Annotated in this window: 14 protein-coding genes; 7 read left to right on the top strand and 7 right to left on the bottom strand. The window is 55.9% G+C overall.

Annotation, left to right across the window (positions count from 1 at the left end; genetic code table 11):
- Positions 1–13: 13 nt before the first annotated feature.
- From prmC to hemA, 3 genes are read right to left on the bottom strand one after another with little or no spacing between them, the layout of a single operon-like run.
- A complete protein-coding gene (gene prmC / locus WLO31_RS11490) occupies positions 14–844 on the bottom strand; it encodes a peptide chain release factor N(5)-glutamine methyltransferase (RefSeq protein ID WP_435926730.1) in 831 nt (276 codons plus the stop codon).
- Positions 844–1,926: a peptide chain release factor 1 gene (prfA, locus tag WLO31_RS11495; RefSeq protein ID WP_435926732.1), complete on the bottom strand. Its 1,083-nt coding sequence runs from the start codon at positions 1,924–1,926 to the stop codon at positions 844–846. The genes prmC and prfA overlap by 1 nt, the downstream gene beginning before the upstream one ends.
- Before the next feature lie 35 nt (positions 1,927–1,961).
- Positions 1,962–3,218, bottom strand: coding sequence for a glutamyl-tRNA reductase (gene hemA / locus WLO31_RS11500; RefSeq protein ID WP_435926733.1), 1,257 nt, complete (start codon positions 3,216–3,218; stop codon positions 1,962–1,964).
- Between the two features lie 203 nt (positions 3,219–3,421).
- On the opposite strand from hemA, the gene lolB reads away from it, so the two are divergent.
- The 4 genes from lolB (at position 3,422) to dauA (ending at position 7,783) form a co-directional block, all read left to right on the top strand.
- Positions 3,422–4,045 (top strand): lipoprotein insertase outer membrane protein LolB, encoded by a 624-nt coding sequence (gene lolB, locus WLO31_RS11505; RefSeq protein WP_435926734.1) that lies wholly within the window; start codon positions 3,422–3,424, stop codon positions 4,043–4,045.
- A gap of 2 nt (positions 4,046–4,047) precedes the next feature.
- Positions 4,048–4,914: a 4-(cytidine 5'-diphospho)-2-C-methyl-D-erythritol kinase gene (gene ispE / locus WLO31_RS11510; RefSeq protein ID WP_435930592.1), complete on the top strand. Its 867-nt coding sequence runs from the start codon at positions 4,048–4,050 to the stop codon at positions 4,912–4,914.
- Positions 4,915–5,044: 130 nt separating this feature from the next.
- Complete coding sequence (gene prs, locus WLO31_RS11515; protein ID WP_008454180.1) at positions 5,045–5,992, top strand: ribose-phosphate diphosphokinase; 948 nt, start codon at positions 5,045–5,047, stop codon at positions 5,990–5,992.
- Between the two features lie 117 nt (positions 5,993–6,109).
- Positions 6,110–7,783: a C4-dicarboxylic acid transporter DauA gene (gene dauA, locus WLO31_RS11520; RefSeq protein ID WP_435926735.1), complete on the top strand. Its 1,674-nt coding sequence runs from the start codon at positions 6,110–6,112 to the stop codon at positions 7,781–7,783.
- A gap of 47 nt (positions 7,784–7,830) precedes the next feature.
- Here the strand turns inward: dauA and ychH are convergent, their stop codons facing one another.
- Complete coding sequence (ychH, locus tag WLO31_RS11525; protein WP_435926736.1) at positions 7,831–8,109, bottom strand: stress-induced protein YchH; 279 nt, start codon at positions 8,107–8,109, stop codon at positions 7,831–7,833.
- 275 nt (positions 8,110–8,384) lie between these two features.
- Between ychH and pth the strand changes: the two genes are divergently transcribed.
- A complete protein-coding gene (gene pth / locus WLO31_RS11530) occupies positions 8,385–8,969 on the top strand; it encodes an aminoacyl-tRNA hydrolase (RefSeq protein ID WP_435926738.1) in 585 nt (194 codons plus the stop codon).
- A 137-nt stretch (positions 8,970–9,106) separates the two neighbouring features.
- Complete coding sequence (gene ychF, locus WLO31_RS11535) at positions 9,107–10,201, top strand: redox-regulated ATPase YchF (protein WP_435926739.1); 1,095 nt, start codon at positions 9,107–9,109, stop codon at positions 10,199–10,201.
- A 280-nt stretch (positions 10,202–10,481) separates the two neighbouring features.
- Here ychF and WLO31_RS11540 read toward each other — a convergent pair whose 3' ends face one another.
- Positions 10,482–11,258, bottom strand: a complete 777-nt coding sequence (locus WLO31_RS11540) for an alpha/beta hydrolase (RefSeq protein ID WP_435926740.1) — start codon at positions 11,256–11,258, stop codon at positions 10,482–10,484.
- A gap of 780 nt (positions 11,259–12,038) precedes the next feature.
- Between WLO31_RS11540 and WLO31_RS11545 the strand changes: the two genes are divergently transcribed.
- Positions 12,039–13,835, top strand: coding sequence for a thiamine pyrophosphate-requiring protein (locus tag WLO31_RS11545; protein ID WP_435926741.1), 1,797 nt, complete (start codon positions 12,039–12,041; stop codon positions 13,833–13,835).
- An 87-nt stretch (positions 13,836–13,922) separates the two neighbouring features.
- Here the strand turns inward: WLO31_RS11545 and WLO31_RS11550 are convergent, their stop codons facing one another.
- Positions 13,923–15,149, bottom strand: a complete 1,227-nt coding sequence (locus WLO31_RS11550) for a zinc-dependent alcohol dehydrogenase (protein ID WP_435926742.1) — start codon at positions 15,147–15,149, stop codon at positions 13,923–13,925.
- A 201-nt stretch (positions 15,150–15,350) separates the two neighbouring features.
- Positions 15,351–16,142, bottom strand: a complete 792-nt coding sequence (locus tag WLO31_RS11555; RefSeq protein WP_435926743.1) for an OBAP family protein — start codon at positions 16,140–16,142, stop codon at positions 15,351–15,353.
- Positions 16,143–16,669: the final 527 nt, after the last annotated feature.

The raw sequence follows: 16,669 nt of genomic DNA on the forward strand, positions 1-16,669 counted from the left end.
GCGTTCCTTATCTTTAGAAGTAGCGTCCCAGAGTCAGACGATCGTTGCCGCCGTAATCCTGACAGGTCTGAACCTCGCTAAAGCCGGCGGCGACGAAGAGCTGCCGCACCTGCTCTGCCTGCTGCCAGCCGTGCTCTAAAAGCAGCCAGCCGCCGGACTCAAGAAACTGCCCCGCCGTTTGCGTCAGCGTGCGTATATCCGCCAGCCCGGCGTTATCAGCCACCAGCGCGCTCAGCGGTTCAAAACGCACGTCGCCCTGCGCCAGATGCGGATCTTCACGGTCAATATAGGGCGGATTGCTGACAATAATCGAAAAACGCTGAGTATTGAGCGCACTAAACCAGTGACTTTGCAAGACCTTAACATTGGTAATGCCAAGCCGATCGGCATTACCGCGGGCAAGCTCTACGGCTGCAGGAATAAGATCCAGCGCGGTAATGTCGCAGTCCGGGCGCTCGCTTGCAATAGCCAGCGCGATAGCGCCCGTCCCGGTGCCTAAATCCAGCACGCAACACGGCGCGGCAGGCATGCGCGCTAACGCCTGTTCCACCAGGCACTCCGTATCGGGACGCGGAATGAGCGTTACCGGAGAGACGCGCAGCGGCAGCGACCAGAACTCACGCTCGCCAACAAGATGAGCGATGGGTTCGCCGCGCACACGACGAGCAAGCAGCGCTTCTGCCTGCTGCAGCTGCTGCGCCGTAAGTTCGGTTTCACCAAACGCGAGAATAAAGGTACGCGCTTTCCCGGTGACAAACGCCAGCAGGATCTCCGCATCGCGACGCGGGCTTTCGCTCTCGTGCAGCCGGGCTATTGCCTGCTGTAACCAGTGCTGAAAATCCATTAATCCTGCTCGGAGAGCGCCGCCAGCTGGTCGGCCTGGTATTCCTGCACGATGGGCTCAATCAACCCGTCGATCTTGCCTTCCATCACTTCGTCCAGGCGATACAGCGTAATATTGATACGATGATCGGTGACGCGGCCCTGCGGGAAATTGTAGGTGCGGTTACGGTCCGAACGGTCGCCGCTGCCCAGCAGGTTGCGGCGGGTCGACGCCTCTTCCTGCTGGCGCTTCGCCATTTCGGCCGCGCGAATACGGGAGCCCAGCACGGATAACGCTTTCGCTTTGTTTTTATGCTGCGAACGCTCGTCCTGGCACTCCACCACGATGCCGGTTGGCAGGTGGGTGATACGGATCGCCGAGTCGGTGGTGTTAACGTGCTGACCGCCCGCGCCGGAGGAGCGGAAGGTATCGATACGCAAATCGCCCGGATTGATATCCGGCAGCTCTGCTTCCGGAATCTCCGGCATTACCGCTACGGTACAGGCGGAGGTGTGAATACGACCCTGGGATTCAGTCGCCGGGACGCGCTGCACGCGATGCCCGCCGGACTCGAACTTCAGGCGGCCATAGACGCCGTCGCCGCTAATTTTGGCAATCACCTCTTTATAGCCGCCATGCTCGCCTTCGTTGGCGCTCATGATTTCAACTTTCCAGCGGCGGGACTCCGCATAGCGGCTGTACATGCGGAATAAATCACCGGCAAACAGCGCCGCTTCGTCGCCGCCCGTGCCTGCGCGCACCTCAACGAAGGCGTTGCGTTCATCATCCGGATCTTTCGGCAGCAGCAGAACCTGCAGCTGCTGTTCTAACGCTTCACTGTCGCTTTTTGCCTGATTCAGCTCTTCCTGCGCCATTTCGCGCATTTCCGGATCGTCGAGCATGCTCTGTGCGGTTTCAATATCTTCCTGCACCTGGCGCCACTGCAGGAAGCAACGTGAGACGTCGCTGAGCTGAGCGTATTCGCGGGAAAGCGCGCGAAAACGATCCTGATCGGCGATAGTGGCTGCGTCGCCAAGCAGGGCCTGAACTTCTTCATGGCGCTCCTGCAAGGCTTCCAGTTTGGCAACAATAGAAGGCTTCATGGGTGGTGTATCACCTTGTAATAAGAGTTGTTGTGCTAATCCAGCCCGAGGCTGTTGCGCAGAATCTGCAGGCGTTCGTCATCCCCGTCACGGGCAGCCTGCGTAAGCGATTTGGTTGGGGCGTGGATCAGGCGATTGGTTAATTTCCAGGCCAGATCCTGAAGAACGGTTTCGGCGTCAGCACCCTGAGAAAGCGCGGCGAGTGCCTTGCCAGCCAGATCGTCGCGAATAAGCTCCGCCTGGCTGCGATAATCGCGGATAGTTTCGGTTGCGCTTTGGGCGCGCATCCAGGCCATAAATTCGCTGCACTCCTGCGCCACGATGGTTTCAGCCTCCGCCGCTGCGGCTTTACGCTGCGCGAGGTTATTCTGAATGATGGCCTGCAGGTCGTCCACGCTGTAGAGATAGGCGTTGGCAAGTTTGCCCACTTCCGGCTCCACATCGCGCGGAACGGCGATATCCACCAGCAGCATAGGTTGGTTGCGTCGCGCTTTCAGGGCGCGTTCTACCAGCCCTTTTCCGATGATGGGCAGAGGGCTGGCGGTGGAGCTGATGATGATATCGGCATCTTTCAGGCGGCTATCAATATCGCCAAGGCCGATAACTTCGGCGCCGACTTCATCGGCCAGCGCCTGCGCTCGCTCGCGGGTACGGTTGGCAATAATCATTTTCTGCACGCTGTGTTCGCGCAAATGACGGGCGACGAGCTCAATGGTTTCGCCAGCGCCGACGAGCAGCACGGTCACGCCTGAGAGCGATTCAAAGATCTGACGCGCCAGTGTACAGGCGGCAAACGCCACCGAGACGGCGCTGGCGCCGATATCCGTTTCCGTACGAACCCGTTTCGCCACCGAGAAAGATTTCTGGAACATGCGTTCCAGCTCGCTGGAGAGCGAATGCCCTTTTTGCGAATCTGCGAACGCTTTCTTGACCTGCCCCAGAATTTGCGGCTCTCCGAGCACCAGGGAGTCCAGACCGCTGGCAACGCGCATGAGATGGCTTACGGCGTCGTTATCGTGATGCCAGTAGAGGCTGTTACGCACTTCCTCTTCGTTAAGGTTGTGGTAGTCGCATAGCCAGCGCACCAGCTGTTCGTGCAGGTTGTCCTGCTCCTCAACGCTCAGGTAGAGTTCGGTACGGTTGCACGTGGAAAGCACGACGCCGCCCTGCACCATAGGCTGTGCAAGCAGGCTACCCAAAGCCTGGTCGAGCGTGTCCGGCGAAAACGTTACGCGTTCTCGCAGCGATACCGGAGCAGTTTTGTGGTTGATGCCTAGCGCTAACAGGGTCATTGAGCGGTCTGAGTAATACCGATGTTGATAAGGATTTCTGGCCGCATCATACAGGATGCGCGCGGTCAATAAAAGAGAGCCACCCCTTGATCGGTATCAGCCTGGTTTATGATTTAAGACAACTTGACCGTAGACGCCCCGCCAACGCACCGCTAGCATAAACGGTTAACCACAATAACGATTTCTGAGGATTCACTGCCGCTATGATCATGCCAAAAGCCCGTCTGATGCGCCTTCTGCCACTCGCAAGCCTGGTTCTGGCCGGGTGCGCCGTTAATCAACCGACCGGTCCTGGCAAAAGTCCGGACTCGCCGCAGTGGTTACAACACCAGCAACAGGTGCAAAAAATCACCCAGTATCAGACGCGCGGCGCTTTTGCTTATCTCTCCGATAGCCAGAAGGTATACGCCCGTTTCAACTGGCAACAAACCGCGCCGGACAGATATCGCTTATTGCTGACTAATCCCCTTGGCAGTACCGAACTTGAGCTGAACGCGCAGCCGGGTAAAGTGCAGCTGGTCGATCGCAACGGTAAACGTTACGAAGCGCAGGACGCAGAAGATATGATTGGCCGCCTGACGGGCATGCCTATTCCACTAAACAGCCTGCGCCAGTGGATGCTCGGCCTGCCGGGCGAGGCGACCGACTACAAACTGGATAATCAGTATCGCCTGAGCGAAGTGAATTACGCTCAGAACGGCAAAACCTGGAAAGTGGTCTACAGCGACTACAACGACAAAGTGCAGCCCGCCCTGCCGTCTAATATGGAACTGCGCGAAGGCGACCAGCGCATCAAGCTGAAAATGGATAACTGGATCGTGAAATAATGATTACCCGCTGGCCGTCTCCCGCAAAACTGAATCTTTTTCTGTATATCACCGGCCGTCGGGCAGACGGCTACCATACTCTGCAGACGCTGTTTCAGTTTCTTGATTATGGCGACACCATCACTGTCGAACCGCGCCAGGACGGCGTGCTTCAGCTCCTGACGCCGGTAGAAGACGTGCCTGATGATGAAAACCTGATAGTCCGGGCGGCGCGTTTACTGATGAACGAAGCGCAGCGGCTGGGCTCGTTGCCGGCGGGCGCCGGCGCTGATTTAGGCGTAGAGAAGCGTTTACCCATGGGCGGCGGTCTCGGCGGAGGCTCTTCAAACGCGGCGACAGTGTTGGTTGCGCTAAATCATCTCTGGCAAACCGGATTAGATGAAGATCGGCTTGCCGCTCTGGGCGTTACGCTGGGCGCTGATGTTCCGGTTTTTGTTCGCGGCCACGCGGCCTTTGCCGAAGGCGTAGGAGAAATTCTCACGCCGGCGGAGCCGGAAGAAAAATGGTATCTGGTTGCGCACCCGGGCGTAAGCATTCCGACGCCGGTCATTTTTAAAGATCCTGAACTGCAAAGAGATACCCCGATCCGCACAATTCAGATGTTACTGGATTGTGAATTTAAAAATGATTGTGAGGATATCGCAAGAAAACGTTTTCGTAAGGTTGATGAGCTGCTTTCCTGGCTGTTAGAATACGCGCCGTCGCGCCTGACCGGCACCGGCGCTTGCGTGTTTGCTGAATTTAACACCGAGTCCGAAGCCCGCCAGGTGCTTGAGCAAGCCCCGGCATGGTTGCATGGGTTTGTAGCGCGAGGCGTTAATCACTCCCCGCTGCATCTGGCCATCGCCGGGCAAGCTGAGTATTGGTGACAACGTCACCTTGTTTCAGACGTTGCATCAAGCTCTTTAAACATCGCCTGGATGGGTGTTGCCCCACCCGCCTTCCGCACTGTTGCGGTAGCAGCCATCCGCCACTGGACGCATGCCTGAGGTTTTTCTCGTGCCTGATATGAAGCTTTTTGCTGGTAACGCCACCCCGGAACTAGCACAACGTATTGCCAACCGCCTGTACACCTCTCTTGGTGACGCCGCCGTCGGACGTTTTAGCGACGGCGAAGTAAGCGTACAAATCAACGAAAATGTACGCGGTGGTGATATTTTCATCATCCAGTCCACCTGTGCCCCCACCAATGACAACCTGATGGAACTTGTTGTTATGGTCGACGCCCTGCGCCGCGCTTCTGCAGGCCGTATTACCGCCGTTATCCCTTACTTTGGCTATGCTCGTCAGGATCGACGCGTGCGTTCTGCCCGTGTGCCGATCACCGCGAAAGTGGTTGCTGACTTTCTCTCAAGCGTTGGGGTTGACCGCGTTCTCACCGTGGACCTGCACGCAGAACAGATTCAGGGCTTCTTCGATGTGCCGGTAGACAACGTCTTCGGTAGCCCAATCCTGCTGGAAGATATGCTGCAAATCGGTCTGGAAAACCCAATCGTGGTTTCTCCGGACATCGGCGGCGTGGTTCGCGCCCGCGCTATTGCCAAGCTGCTCAACGACACCGATATGGCCATCATCGATAAACGTCGCCCGCGCGCTAACGTTTCTCAGGTTATGCACATCATTGGTGATGTATCCGGCCGTGACTGCGTGCTGGTTGACGATATGATCGACACCGGCGGCACGCTGTGCAAAGCAGCGGAAGCGCTGAAAGAGCGCGGCGCTAAACGCGTATTCGCCTATGCAACCCACCCGATCTTCTCCGGCAACGCGGTGCACAACCTGCGTAACTCGGTTATCGACGAAGTTATCGTTTGCGATACCATCCCGCTGTCTGACGAAATTAAAGCGCTGCCAAACGTCCGCACCCTGACCCTGTCCGGCATGCTGGCCGAAGCAATTCGCCGTATCAGCAACGAAGAGTCAATCTCTGCGATGTTCGAGCATTAATCGAACCCGCCTGAAAAACCCGCTCCGGCGGGTTTTTTCGTTTTCAGTCTTTATTTTTAGCACGGCCTCCTTCACCTGCCATTAATGACAGATGATGCGCTCACGGATGGAATCAATGTGAAAAACGTATCTTCTACTGTTATGCCTTTCCGCGCCCTGATCGACGCCTGCTGGCGCGAAAAGTATACCCTTTCCCGTTTTACCCGTGACGCTATTGCGGGCGTTACCGTGGGCATTATTGCCATTCCTCTGGCGATGGCGCTGGCTATCGGCAGCGGCGTTGCGCCGCAGTACGGGCTCTACACCGCGGCAGTCGCAGGGATTGTGATTGCCCTAAGCGGCGGCTCGCGCTACAGCGTTTCCGGGCCAACCGCGGCTTTTGTGGTGATCCTCTATCCCGTTGCACAGCAGTTTGGCCTTGCCGGTTTGCTGATCGCCACGCTCATCTCCGGCCTGTTTCTTATCCTTTTTGGCCTGGCGCGTTTTGGCCGCCTGATCGAGTATATCCCGCTGCCCGTGACGCTCGGCTTTACCTCGGGGATTGGCATTACCATCGCCACCATGCAGGTGAAGGATTTCTTTGGCCTGCGGCTTGAGCACGTGCCGGAACACTATCTGAATAAGGTTGCCGCGCTGGCGATGGCCATGCCGTCTCTGAATGTTGGCGACGCCGCGACGGGCGTAGTGACGCTCGCCGTATTAGTTCTCTGGCCGCGGCTGGGTATCCGTTTACCCGGGCATTTACCGGCTCTGCTGGCGGGCTGTGCCGTAATGGGGATCGTGCATGTCATCGGCGGCGATGTCGCCACCATCGGCTCCCGCTTCCACTATATTCTGGCGGACGGCACCCGGGGCAGCGGCATACCCCAGCTTCTGCCGCAGCTAATGCTGCCGTGGAACATTCCCGGCTCAAACTTTACCCTGAGCTGGGATTCTCTCACCGCCCTGCTGCCCGCCGCCTTTTCCATGGCGATGCTTGGCGCGATTGAATCCCTGCTTTGCGCCGTCGTGCTTGACGGCATGACCGGCACTAAGCACAACGCTAACGGCGAGCTTATCGGCCAGGGGCTGGGCAATATCGTCGCGCCATTCTTTGGCGGCATTACCGCCACGGCGGCCATCGCCCGCTCGGCGGCGAACGTTCGCGCCGGCGCGACTTCGCCTGTGGCGGCCATTATTCATTCGCTGCTGGTGATCATGGCGCTGCTGGCGCTGGCGCCGCTGCTCTCCTGGCTGCCGCTTTCCGCCATGGCCGCGCTGCTGCTGATGGTCGCGTGGAACATGAGCGAGGCGCACAAAGTTATCGACCTGCTCAGACGCGCGCCGAAAGATGACATCATCGTGATGCTGATGTGTATGTCGCTGACCGTGCTGTTCGATATGGTCATTGCGATTAGCGTGGGGATCGTGCTGGCTTCGCTGCTGTTTATGCGCCGCATAGCAAGAATGACAAGGCTGGCGCCGCTGAACATCACCACGCCGGAAGGCGTACTGGCGCTGCGCGTTACAGGCCCGCTGTTCTTTGCGGCGGCGGACGGGTTGTTTACCGACTTAAGTCAGCGTGTAGGGCAAAACCACATTATTATTCTGCAATGGGACGCCGTACCGGTACTTGATGCCGGCGGGCTTGATGCATTTAGCCGCTTTGTGGAAAAACTGCCGGAAGGGTGTGAGCTGCGCGTCACCAATCTTGAGTTTCAGCCGTTAAGAACGCTTGCCCGCGCGGGCGTAAAACCCCTGCCAGGCCGCCTGGCTTTCTTTCCCGATGTCCAGTCAGCGCTTGAGGCCTGAAATAAAAAAGCTCCGTCAGGCGCGGAGCTTTTTTCGCTTAGTTAATATTAACTGTGATGATGGTGTTCATCGCGGCGACAGCGTTTGTCATAGTGGCGCACCCACCAGTACCTGTCGCACACCTGTTCGCGTCCACCTGCTCGCGCACCGGCAAGCCAGAGCACCGCGCCGACAAAAATGCTTAAAATGGCGCCATGGGCAAAGTACTGTGGAAAATCAAACTGCGGTAGCTGGTTCAAAATGGAATAACCCACGCCACCCACCATCACCACCAGCCCCAACCCCATGAGAAAATTACCGAGTAACGAAGCGTTTTTGCGTTTCATCTGTCACCTCCGGATGGTTCCTGGGTCGGCGGGGAATATCCCCTCTCCTTGTGTGTAAAGTATAGACAACACCCCTCGCCATTATGTGCGTCAGCGATCACAATTACGACTGAAAGTATGACATAAATTTACAAATAAGCTGCTGAATAGCATGGAATTCTAATGATTCAGCTATTGAACTATTCAATAGTGCAGTTACCGACGCATTGCGCTTTGTCATCAAGCCGACAGCACAGTAAACTACGCGGCTTGAGTCTGCTTTCAGGAAATGAAACGTGAGTATTAAATTGATTGTCGGCCTGGCAAATCCGGGTGCGGAATACGCGGCAACCCGCCATAACGCCGGCGCCTGGTATGTTGATTTGCTGGCCGAACGCCATAACCAGTCGTTGAAAGAAGAGGCGAAATTCTTCGGCTATACCGCGCGCATTAGCCTTGCCGGTGAAGATGTTCGCCTGCTGGTGCCGACCACGTTTATGAACCTGAGCGGCAAAGCGGTAAGCGCTATGGCGGCCTTCTTCCGCATCGCGCCGGATGAAATCCTGGTAGCCCATGATGAGCTGGATCTGCCGCCGGGCGTGGCGAAGTTTAAGCTCGGCGGCGGCCACGGCGGGCACAACGGCCTGAAAGACATCATCAACAAGCTGGGCAATAACCCTGGTTTTCACCGCTTACGCGTCGGTATCGGCCATCCGGGCGATAAAAGTAAAGTTGTTGGCTTTGTGCTTGGCAAGCCGCCGCTCAGCGAACAAAAACTGATTGATGAAGCAGTAGACGAAGCGGCACGCTGCACGGAAGTCTGGCTTAAAGAAGGGCTGACTAAAGCCACCAATCGTCTGCACGCTTTTAAGGCGCAGTAAGGCCTGCAGGCGCCACCCGAGCCTATTTCCACATCCCTTATAAACGGTTTACGTGTATAATAGGCAAAGTTATCTACATTTCTTCATTGAGTTAATAGCAACTCTTTGATTATCAAGCAATTAAGGTGATTTAAACCATGGGATTCAAATGCGGTATCGTCGGCTTGCCGAACGTCGGTAAATCCACCCTGTTCAACGCGCTCACCAAAGCGGGAATCGAAGCCGCTAACTTCCCGTTCTGTACCATTGAGCCGAACACCGGCGTTGTGCCAATGCCGGATCCGCGACTGGACAAGCTTGCCGAAATCGTAAAACCTCAGCGCATTCTGCCAACCACCATGGAATTTGTGGACATCGCGGGCCTGGTAAAAGGCGCGTCCAAAGGCGAAGGCCTGGGCAACCAGTTTCTGACCAACATCCGCGAGACCGAAGCAATCGGCCACGTGGTGCGCTGTTTTGAGAACGACAATATTATCCACGTGAATAACAAAGTGGATCCGGCTGACGATATCGAAGTTATCAACACCGAGCTTGCGCTCTCCGATCTCGACACCTGCGAACGCGCTATTCATCGCGTGCAGAAAAAAGCCAAAGGCGGCGATAAAGATGCGAAGGCCGAGCTGGCCGCGCTGGAAAAATGTCTGCCGCAGCTTGAGAACGCGGGCATGCTGCGCGCGCTGCAAACCCTGACGGATGAAGACAAGGCCGCTATCAAATACCTGAGCTTCCTGACGCTGAAACCAACCATGTATATCGCCAACGTTAACGAAGACGGATTCGAGAACAATCCGTACCTGGACCAGGTGCGTGAAATCGCCGCTGGCGAAGATTCGGTGGTCGTTGCCGTTTGCGCAGCCGTTGAGTCTGATATCGCTGAGCTGGACGACGCGGATCGTGACGAATTCATGGCGGAGCTGGGTCTGGAAGAACCTGGCCTGAACCGCGTTATTCGCGCCGGTTATGAGCTGCTGAACCTGCAAACTTACTTTACCGCAGGCGTGAAGGAAGTACGCGCATGGACCATTCCGGTTGGCGCAACCGCTCCGCAGGCAGCCGGTAAAATCCATACCGACTTCGAGAAAGGCTTTATCCGCGCGCAGACCATCGCCTATGAAGATTTCATCACCTACAAAGGCGAGCAAGGTGCGAAAGAAGCGGGCAAGATGCGTGCAGAAGGCAAAGACTACATCGTGAAAGATGGCGATGTGATGAACTTCCTGTTCAACGTCTAATGCGCATTTGTTGGCTTATGAGATTCCATCAATCTCATAACCGCTAATAAAAACTCATAAAATCCACGCAATGGCGTGGATTTTTTATTTCATAGTGCCGCAGCAAATCGGGAAGCCGTTAAGTTGCTTTTCAGGCCAAAGGAAGCAAGTACCTCTGCGTATTTATCACGGGCGTCGTCGGGCCGCCGCGGCGGGCCAGGTCGATTCCTTTTGCAGGCGTCTGCCCGGCGTAGCTGAGGACGCTGGAGCCGGACTGTGCCTTCGTCTGATGCTACGCCCGTCAATCAGGTTGAATATGCTCTTTGTGCTGGTGGATAAAGGCCAGTACGCGGTCGGCGACCTCCTGCCAGCCTGATTCATTGCAAATATAGTGGCTGCGAGGGAAAACCGTGAGTTCTGTCACGCTTGACTCATCAGTGTAGGCTTTAAAGATCTTCCCGGTCAGATGCGAGGGAACGATCCGATCGTTCTCGCCACCGATAAGCAGAAGCGGTCCGTGTGGTGCATCGGTGTCGATGCGTCCATCCGGACCCATGCAACCACGCAGGACATTGCGACTATCGTGGGTAGCCGTCTTCCCGAATTCACGCGTCGCCTCTTCCTCGCTCAGCGTGTTTGCGAACGCCGAGTGAAAGGTACCGGCATCCATGAAAATAGGTTCGTTGCCTTTCAGGGGATTGGCGATGATGGCGCTGTTCTTGATAAAGTCCCAGTCCAGATCGATCATTGCGTTGGGCGCCACGGCATCGATAGCGACGCCGACGGAAATCAGGCCCTCGCTTAGCATGATCTGTGTGATAAGCCCGCCAACCGAGTGACCGATCATGATCGGCCGACCGCAATCGCGTAGGCCAGCCCGCACGCTATCCAGTACATCGTTCAGGTGCAGGTCGCCGAGACCCGCAGGTGGGTTTTCGCGAAGGGTTCGGGGCTCGCCTTCGTGCAAAGGCCAGGCCGGAGCTACGCAGTTAAAACCTTTGCTGGTGAAATAGTCGATCCAGTTCTCCCAGCTCCTGGGGTTCTGGAACATGCCATGAAGAAAGACGATCTCGGTCATACTGTGCTCCTGAGTTAGCGACAATATTCGGTAACTGCCGCATTAACGCCTCGGTTCCCCGAACCAGGTTGACGCAGGCCGGGCCCTATGTGGGAGCGGAAAGCCGCCACCAGCCATCTGCTCGTAAAAATGGTAACTGATATTACCCAATTTCTGTTTTATCCCTTTTATAATAGAGCAATTATAAGAGGTCCCTTGAGAAACCTGCAGTAAGGTTATTAAAAAAACAATTTAACTTCTGCAGGCATAACGCTTTTTATGATCTGTTCAAATTGTGGCTCTATTGGGCAATATCATGATGACAGGTCAAATAACTATATTGAAAAAAAGCAAACTTGATTGATTTTATTATCCAAAAGAAAGATATAGAAATTATCGTTATTTGCTCCGCATGCAAAAAGCAGCGAGATAGCTTAAAAGACTAAATAAATAATCATCAAAAACCATCCGCTTCTCTTATCTATTGAAGCGATATTTCATGCGCCGTTATCAGCAGCCTGAGGGAACAACCTCAAGATACAAACCACACTATGAATTACCCTGCGGCCAGTTCCCCAGAACACGCTGACGCACATCTTCCGGTTACCCCTGTGCAGACCAATCCGGACAACCGGCGACACAAGCTGGGCGGGCTGAAGGAGCCGCGAGAAGGAGCTACGGACAGCGCTGAGCCGCCCGTTCCGGCGAAACAGGTTAAGTCCGCCCTGCGGCTTTCTCCGCATAGCCCGTTATTGCGAACTATCCTTAACCACGGCTTACTTTTTTGGTTAGGGGAAAACGATGACGAAAATGACCAGCGATTTTTTCATTGAGCGCCTGAAGGCCTGGGGCGTCACCCGCATCTATGGCTATCCCGGCGATGGCATCAACGGCGTGCTCGGCGCCTTGCAGCGCGCTGCTGAAGCGGGCGAAGGCATTGAGTTTATTCAGGTGCGTCACGAAGAGATGGCGGCGTTTATGGCGGCGAGTCATGCCAAATTCACCGGCGAACTGGGGGTGTGCCTTTCTACCGGCGGCCCCGGCGCTACCCATCTGCTGACCGGGCTGTATGACGCGAAGCTTGACCACTCGCCGGTGCTGGCGATCGCCGGTCAGGCGGAAGCCACCGCGCGCGGGGCGAGCTATCAGCAAGAATTAAACCTCGATCGTGTTTTCGCCGACGTGGCGAACTTTGTGCAGGAGGTGGCTTCGCCCAGCCAGCTGCGGCACCTGGTGGATCGCGGCGTGCGGATCGCGGTGGCGCAAAATGGCGTGACGGTACTGATTTTGCCGAAGGACATCCAGGACGAGCCCTGGCAGGCGCCGCCGCATACACACGGCTTCACCCATTCGGGAACAGGCTACCAGCGGCCGAAAGTCGTGCCCTATGAGACAGATCTGCAACGCGCGGCGGATGTCCTTAACGCCGGAAAAAAAGTGGCGATACTGGTGGGGGCCGGGGCGCGCAGCGCGGCGCTGGAAGTGGTGCAGCTGGCCAACGTGCTTGGCGCCGGCGTGGCAAAAGCGCTGCTGGGCAAGGATGTGCTGCCGGACGATGCGCCTTTTATTACCGGCTCGATTGGCCTGCTGGGCACTAAGCCGTCTTATGACATGATGATGAACTGCGACACCCTGCTGATGATCGGCACCGGTTTTCCGTGGACGGAATTCCTGCCGAAAGAGGGACAGGCGCGCGCCGTGCAGGTGGATATCGATCCGGCGATGCTTGGTCTGCGCTATCCGGTGGAAGTCAATCTGCATGGCGATGCGGCGGAAACCCTGCGCGCCCTGCTGCCGCTGTTAGAACATAAAACCGATCGTAGCTGGCAGGAAGAGATCGCCCTGGGCGTTAAGGAGTGGTGGCAGACGCTGGAAGAGCGGGCGATGGCTGAGGCCAGGCCGGTCAACCCCCAGCGGGTGGTATGGGAAATGTCGCCGCTGCTGCCGGAAGACGCTATCGTCACCTCCGACTCTGGCTCCTGCGCCAACTGGTTCGCCCGTGATTATAAGGTAAAGCAGGGACAGCGCGCCTCCTTATCCGGCGGCCTTGCCTGCATGGGCGCGGCGGTGCCTTACGCCATCGCCGCCAAATTCGCTTACCCGCAAAAAGTGGTGGTAGCGCTGGTGGGAGACGGCGCGATGCAGATGAACAATATGGCGGAGCTGATCACCATACAGAAATACTGGCAGGGCTGGAGCGACCCGCGCCTGATCGTTTGTGTCTTCAATAACCAGGATCTTAATCAGGTCACCTGGGAGCAGCGGGTAATGGAGGGCAATCCGCGCTTCGAGGCGAGCCAGGAAATCCCCGATGTCAGCTATGCCCGGTTCGCGCAATCGCTGGGGCTGAAAGGTATTTTCGTTGACGATCCGCAGCAGCTGCAGAGCGCCTGGCAGGAAGCGTTAACGGCCGACCGTCCGGTGGTGCTGGAAGTAAAAACCGATCCGGAAGTCGCCCCGCTGCCGCCGCATATCACCCTGAAGCAGGCGAAAGCCTTTATGGCTTCGATGGCTAAAGGGGATCGCTCCGCCGGGAAAGTTTTTGCCGACACCGCAAGCCAGATTATGAACGAGATCCTGCCGGGTAAAAAACCGTAACGATAACCGCGTTCAGGCATAAAAAGAGAAAGCGCCCGTTAAAATAGTGCTTAACGGGCGCGCAGGAAGAGAGGGTTTGACGCGACGTTATTGCGAAGGCAACAGCTCGGTTTTGATCCAGCCAGGCTGACGCTTATCAAAGCTTTCATACGCGGAGACCACATCGGATAACGGCTCCACCTGAGTCAACACTTGAGTAGGATCGATTGCGCCCATGCGCACCAGCTCCAGCAAATGCGGAATAATGGCGTGGTGGTTGCAATTCCCCATCTTCATGGTCAGGTTTTTATTCATCGCCATACCGATGGGAAAAGTCTGCGCGGCGGGAGGATAAACGCCGATAATGCTCAGCGTGCCCGCCTTTTTTAGCGCCTGAATCGCCCATTCCAGCGCCTGGCTCGGGGCGTCGCCCGGGATCCAGTTTCCATTATGCACATGCTGATGATCAAAATTATCCGGTGCTACCTGCTCGACTTCCTTGCGGTATTGCTCTTTTTTCTGCTCGGCTTGCGCCGCCGCCGGGCCATGGTGGGCGTGCTGGCTGTCAACGCCCACGGCATCAATGGCGATATCGACACCGACGCCGCCGGTAAATGTTTTGATAGCTTCCAGCGGATCTTCTTGCTCAAAATTGACGGTAAAAGCCCCCTGACGTCGTGCCATCGCCAGCCGATCGTCATGCGGATCGACAGCGATCACCCGACCGGCTTCCATTAACAGCGCGCTGGCAATAACAAACTGCCCGACCGGGCCGCAACCGAACACCGCCACGGTGTCTCCACGTTTGATTCCCGCCATTTCCGCGCCGAACCAGCCGGTGGGAAAAATATCGCTGATTAGAATCGCCTGTTCATCGCTGACACCCTGCGGTATTTTCACCAGAGTATTGGCGGCGAAGGGAATACGCGCTTTTTCCGCCTGTAGCCCGTTGATCGGGCCGGTAGCTTGCGGGCCGCCAAAAAAGCAGGTGCCCGCCTGCGGGCCGTTCGGGTTGGCATTATCGCACTGTGCGGTGTTACCGCTGCGGCAGGGTGGGCAATAGCCGCAGGAGAGCGTGGAGCAAACCACCACCCGATCGCCAATATCGAAATTACGCACCTGATCGCCCAGTTGCTCGATAATACCGACGCCTTCATGGCCGAGAATAGTGCCCTCCTTCATGCCGCTGAAGGTGCCGCGTATAAAATGAAGATCGGTACCGCAAATCGCCGAGGCGGTAAGGCGGATAACCGCATCGGTGGGTTGTTCAATCTGCGGTTCGGCGACCTCATCAAGACGAATATCGCCGGTAGCGTGCCAGACGAGAGCTTTCATACTGTCTCCTCTTTTCGGTTATATAAAAGGGCGTCGCAGCTGGCCTTCCCTGCCCGCTATGACAGCCGGTTTTAACTCAGAGAGGAGAAAGTATAGTCAGCGATCGGATGAACTGAGGGCGATAGCCACCAACCCGGTGACTATCAGCGGCGGGAATAAGTAAGGAAGTATGTCCATCTCTTTGCTTCCTTCCGGGAGGCGTTAATTTGCCTGCCTGGTTTGCTCCGATGTCCCGAAATGCGCGGTATCACCGTGAGCATGTTCGCCCGAGCCACGCACCCGTTTGAGCTGGATCACCTCGCCGTGCTGCCAGGCGTTGGCCCCCTCGGCAACAGGATGCGCCACCAGATCCTCGCGCTCACGCCTGATGACCTGCGTATTGACATCAAACCGACGATCCCTGTCTGCCAGCAGCGCCGGATCGAGCTGCCCTTCCCCGGTAAACCCCATCATCAGTGCCGGAATGCCGAGCGGCAGCGTCTTATCGCGATCGGTATGCCAGGTATGCCAGGTCTTTCCATAAGTATTAACAATCTTGCTCATCAGCGCTTTGTCGGCCACCGCAGGCAAGCCGGGCGCGATCAGGCTGCCGGACTTCACCTCATACCTGTGGCTGTGCCAGAGTTTTTTTTCCTCCGGCGGCAGCGTCTTAAACAGACGTTCGCTAATGATGTACTCGACGCCCATCAGCCGGGCATCTTTTGTATTGCTGTCGTAAATCACCGCCTGCATGACATCATCATTAAGCACCGTCACGTAGTGATGGGCCTCCATCTGGCCATTTTTATCGCCGTTATAAAAATGGAAGCCGTCAAGATACGCGCTTATTGCCTCCACGGGCGGGCGGGACTGGATGATCTGCGCGCCCGTTTCAAGGGTGCGCATTTGGGCAGAGGTTTTTTCACCGGGAACCGGCATTTTCGGGGGAGTATTATTCGCGCCGCAGCCCGTCAACGTCAGGCTGGTTAAAATTAAAAGAGATGAAGGTTTCATTTGTTCTCCACGTCAAAGCACCCCTACTGAACGTAGTACATTCATGGTGATTCGGCAGGAGAAATTTCTCTGTATGGTTTGCTGGAAATAGCTTCCGTTGACCGATGAGATCGTTCATTGAGTCATAAAAATAAAACAATCACCACCTCCTCAGGAAATGGTTTAGGGATGACAATAAAAATCCACGCAATTGCGTGGATTTTTAAATACCCCTTATGACTCAGGTATTTTCAATGTGAAATGTTGAAAGGATAATTTCGAGACAGCGCTTGTTCGCCTCAAAGTGATAATCACGATAGTGGCGGTGTCTTCCAACCAGTTCTGCATAGCACCAGGGCAAAGTCACATATAAATGCCTAAACAGCCCTGGCGACTATTATTTTCCTGCAAGAAATATTATAAAATCTCAACTTATTGTTTCTATAGATAAAATTCATTGCATCATTGATGCAAAAAAAATATCACAGGTTATCGCGATATAAATATGTGAAAAATCTTATCCGCGCCGCAGAAATTTTTAAATCCGT

Origin of the sequence: Dryocola sharpae, assembly GCF_051307055.1 — a bacterium.
GTDB lineage: Bacteria > Pseudomonadota > Gammaproteobacteria > Enterobacterales > Enterobacteriaceae > Dryocola.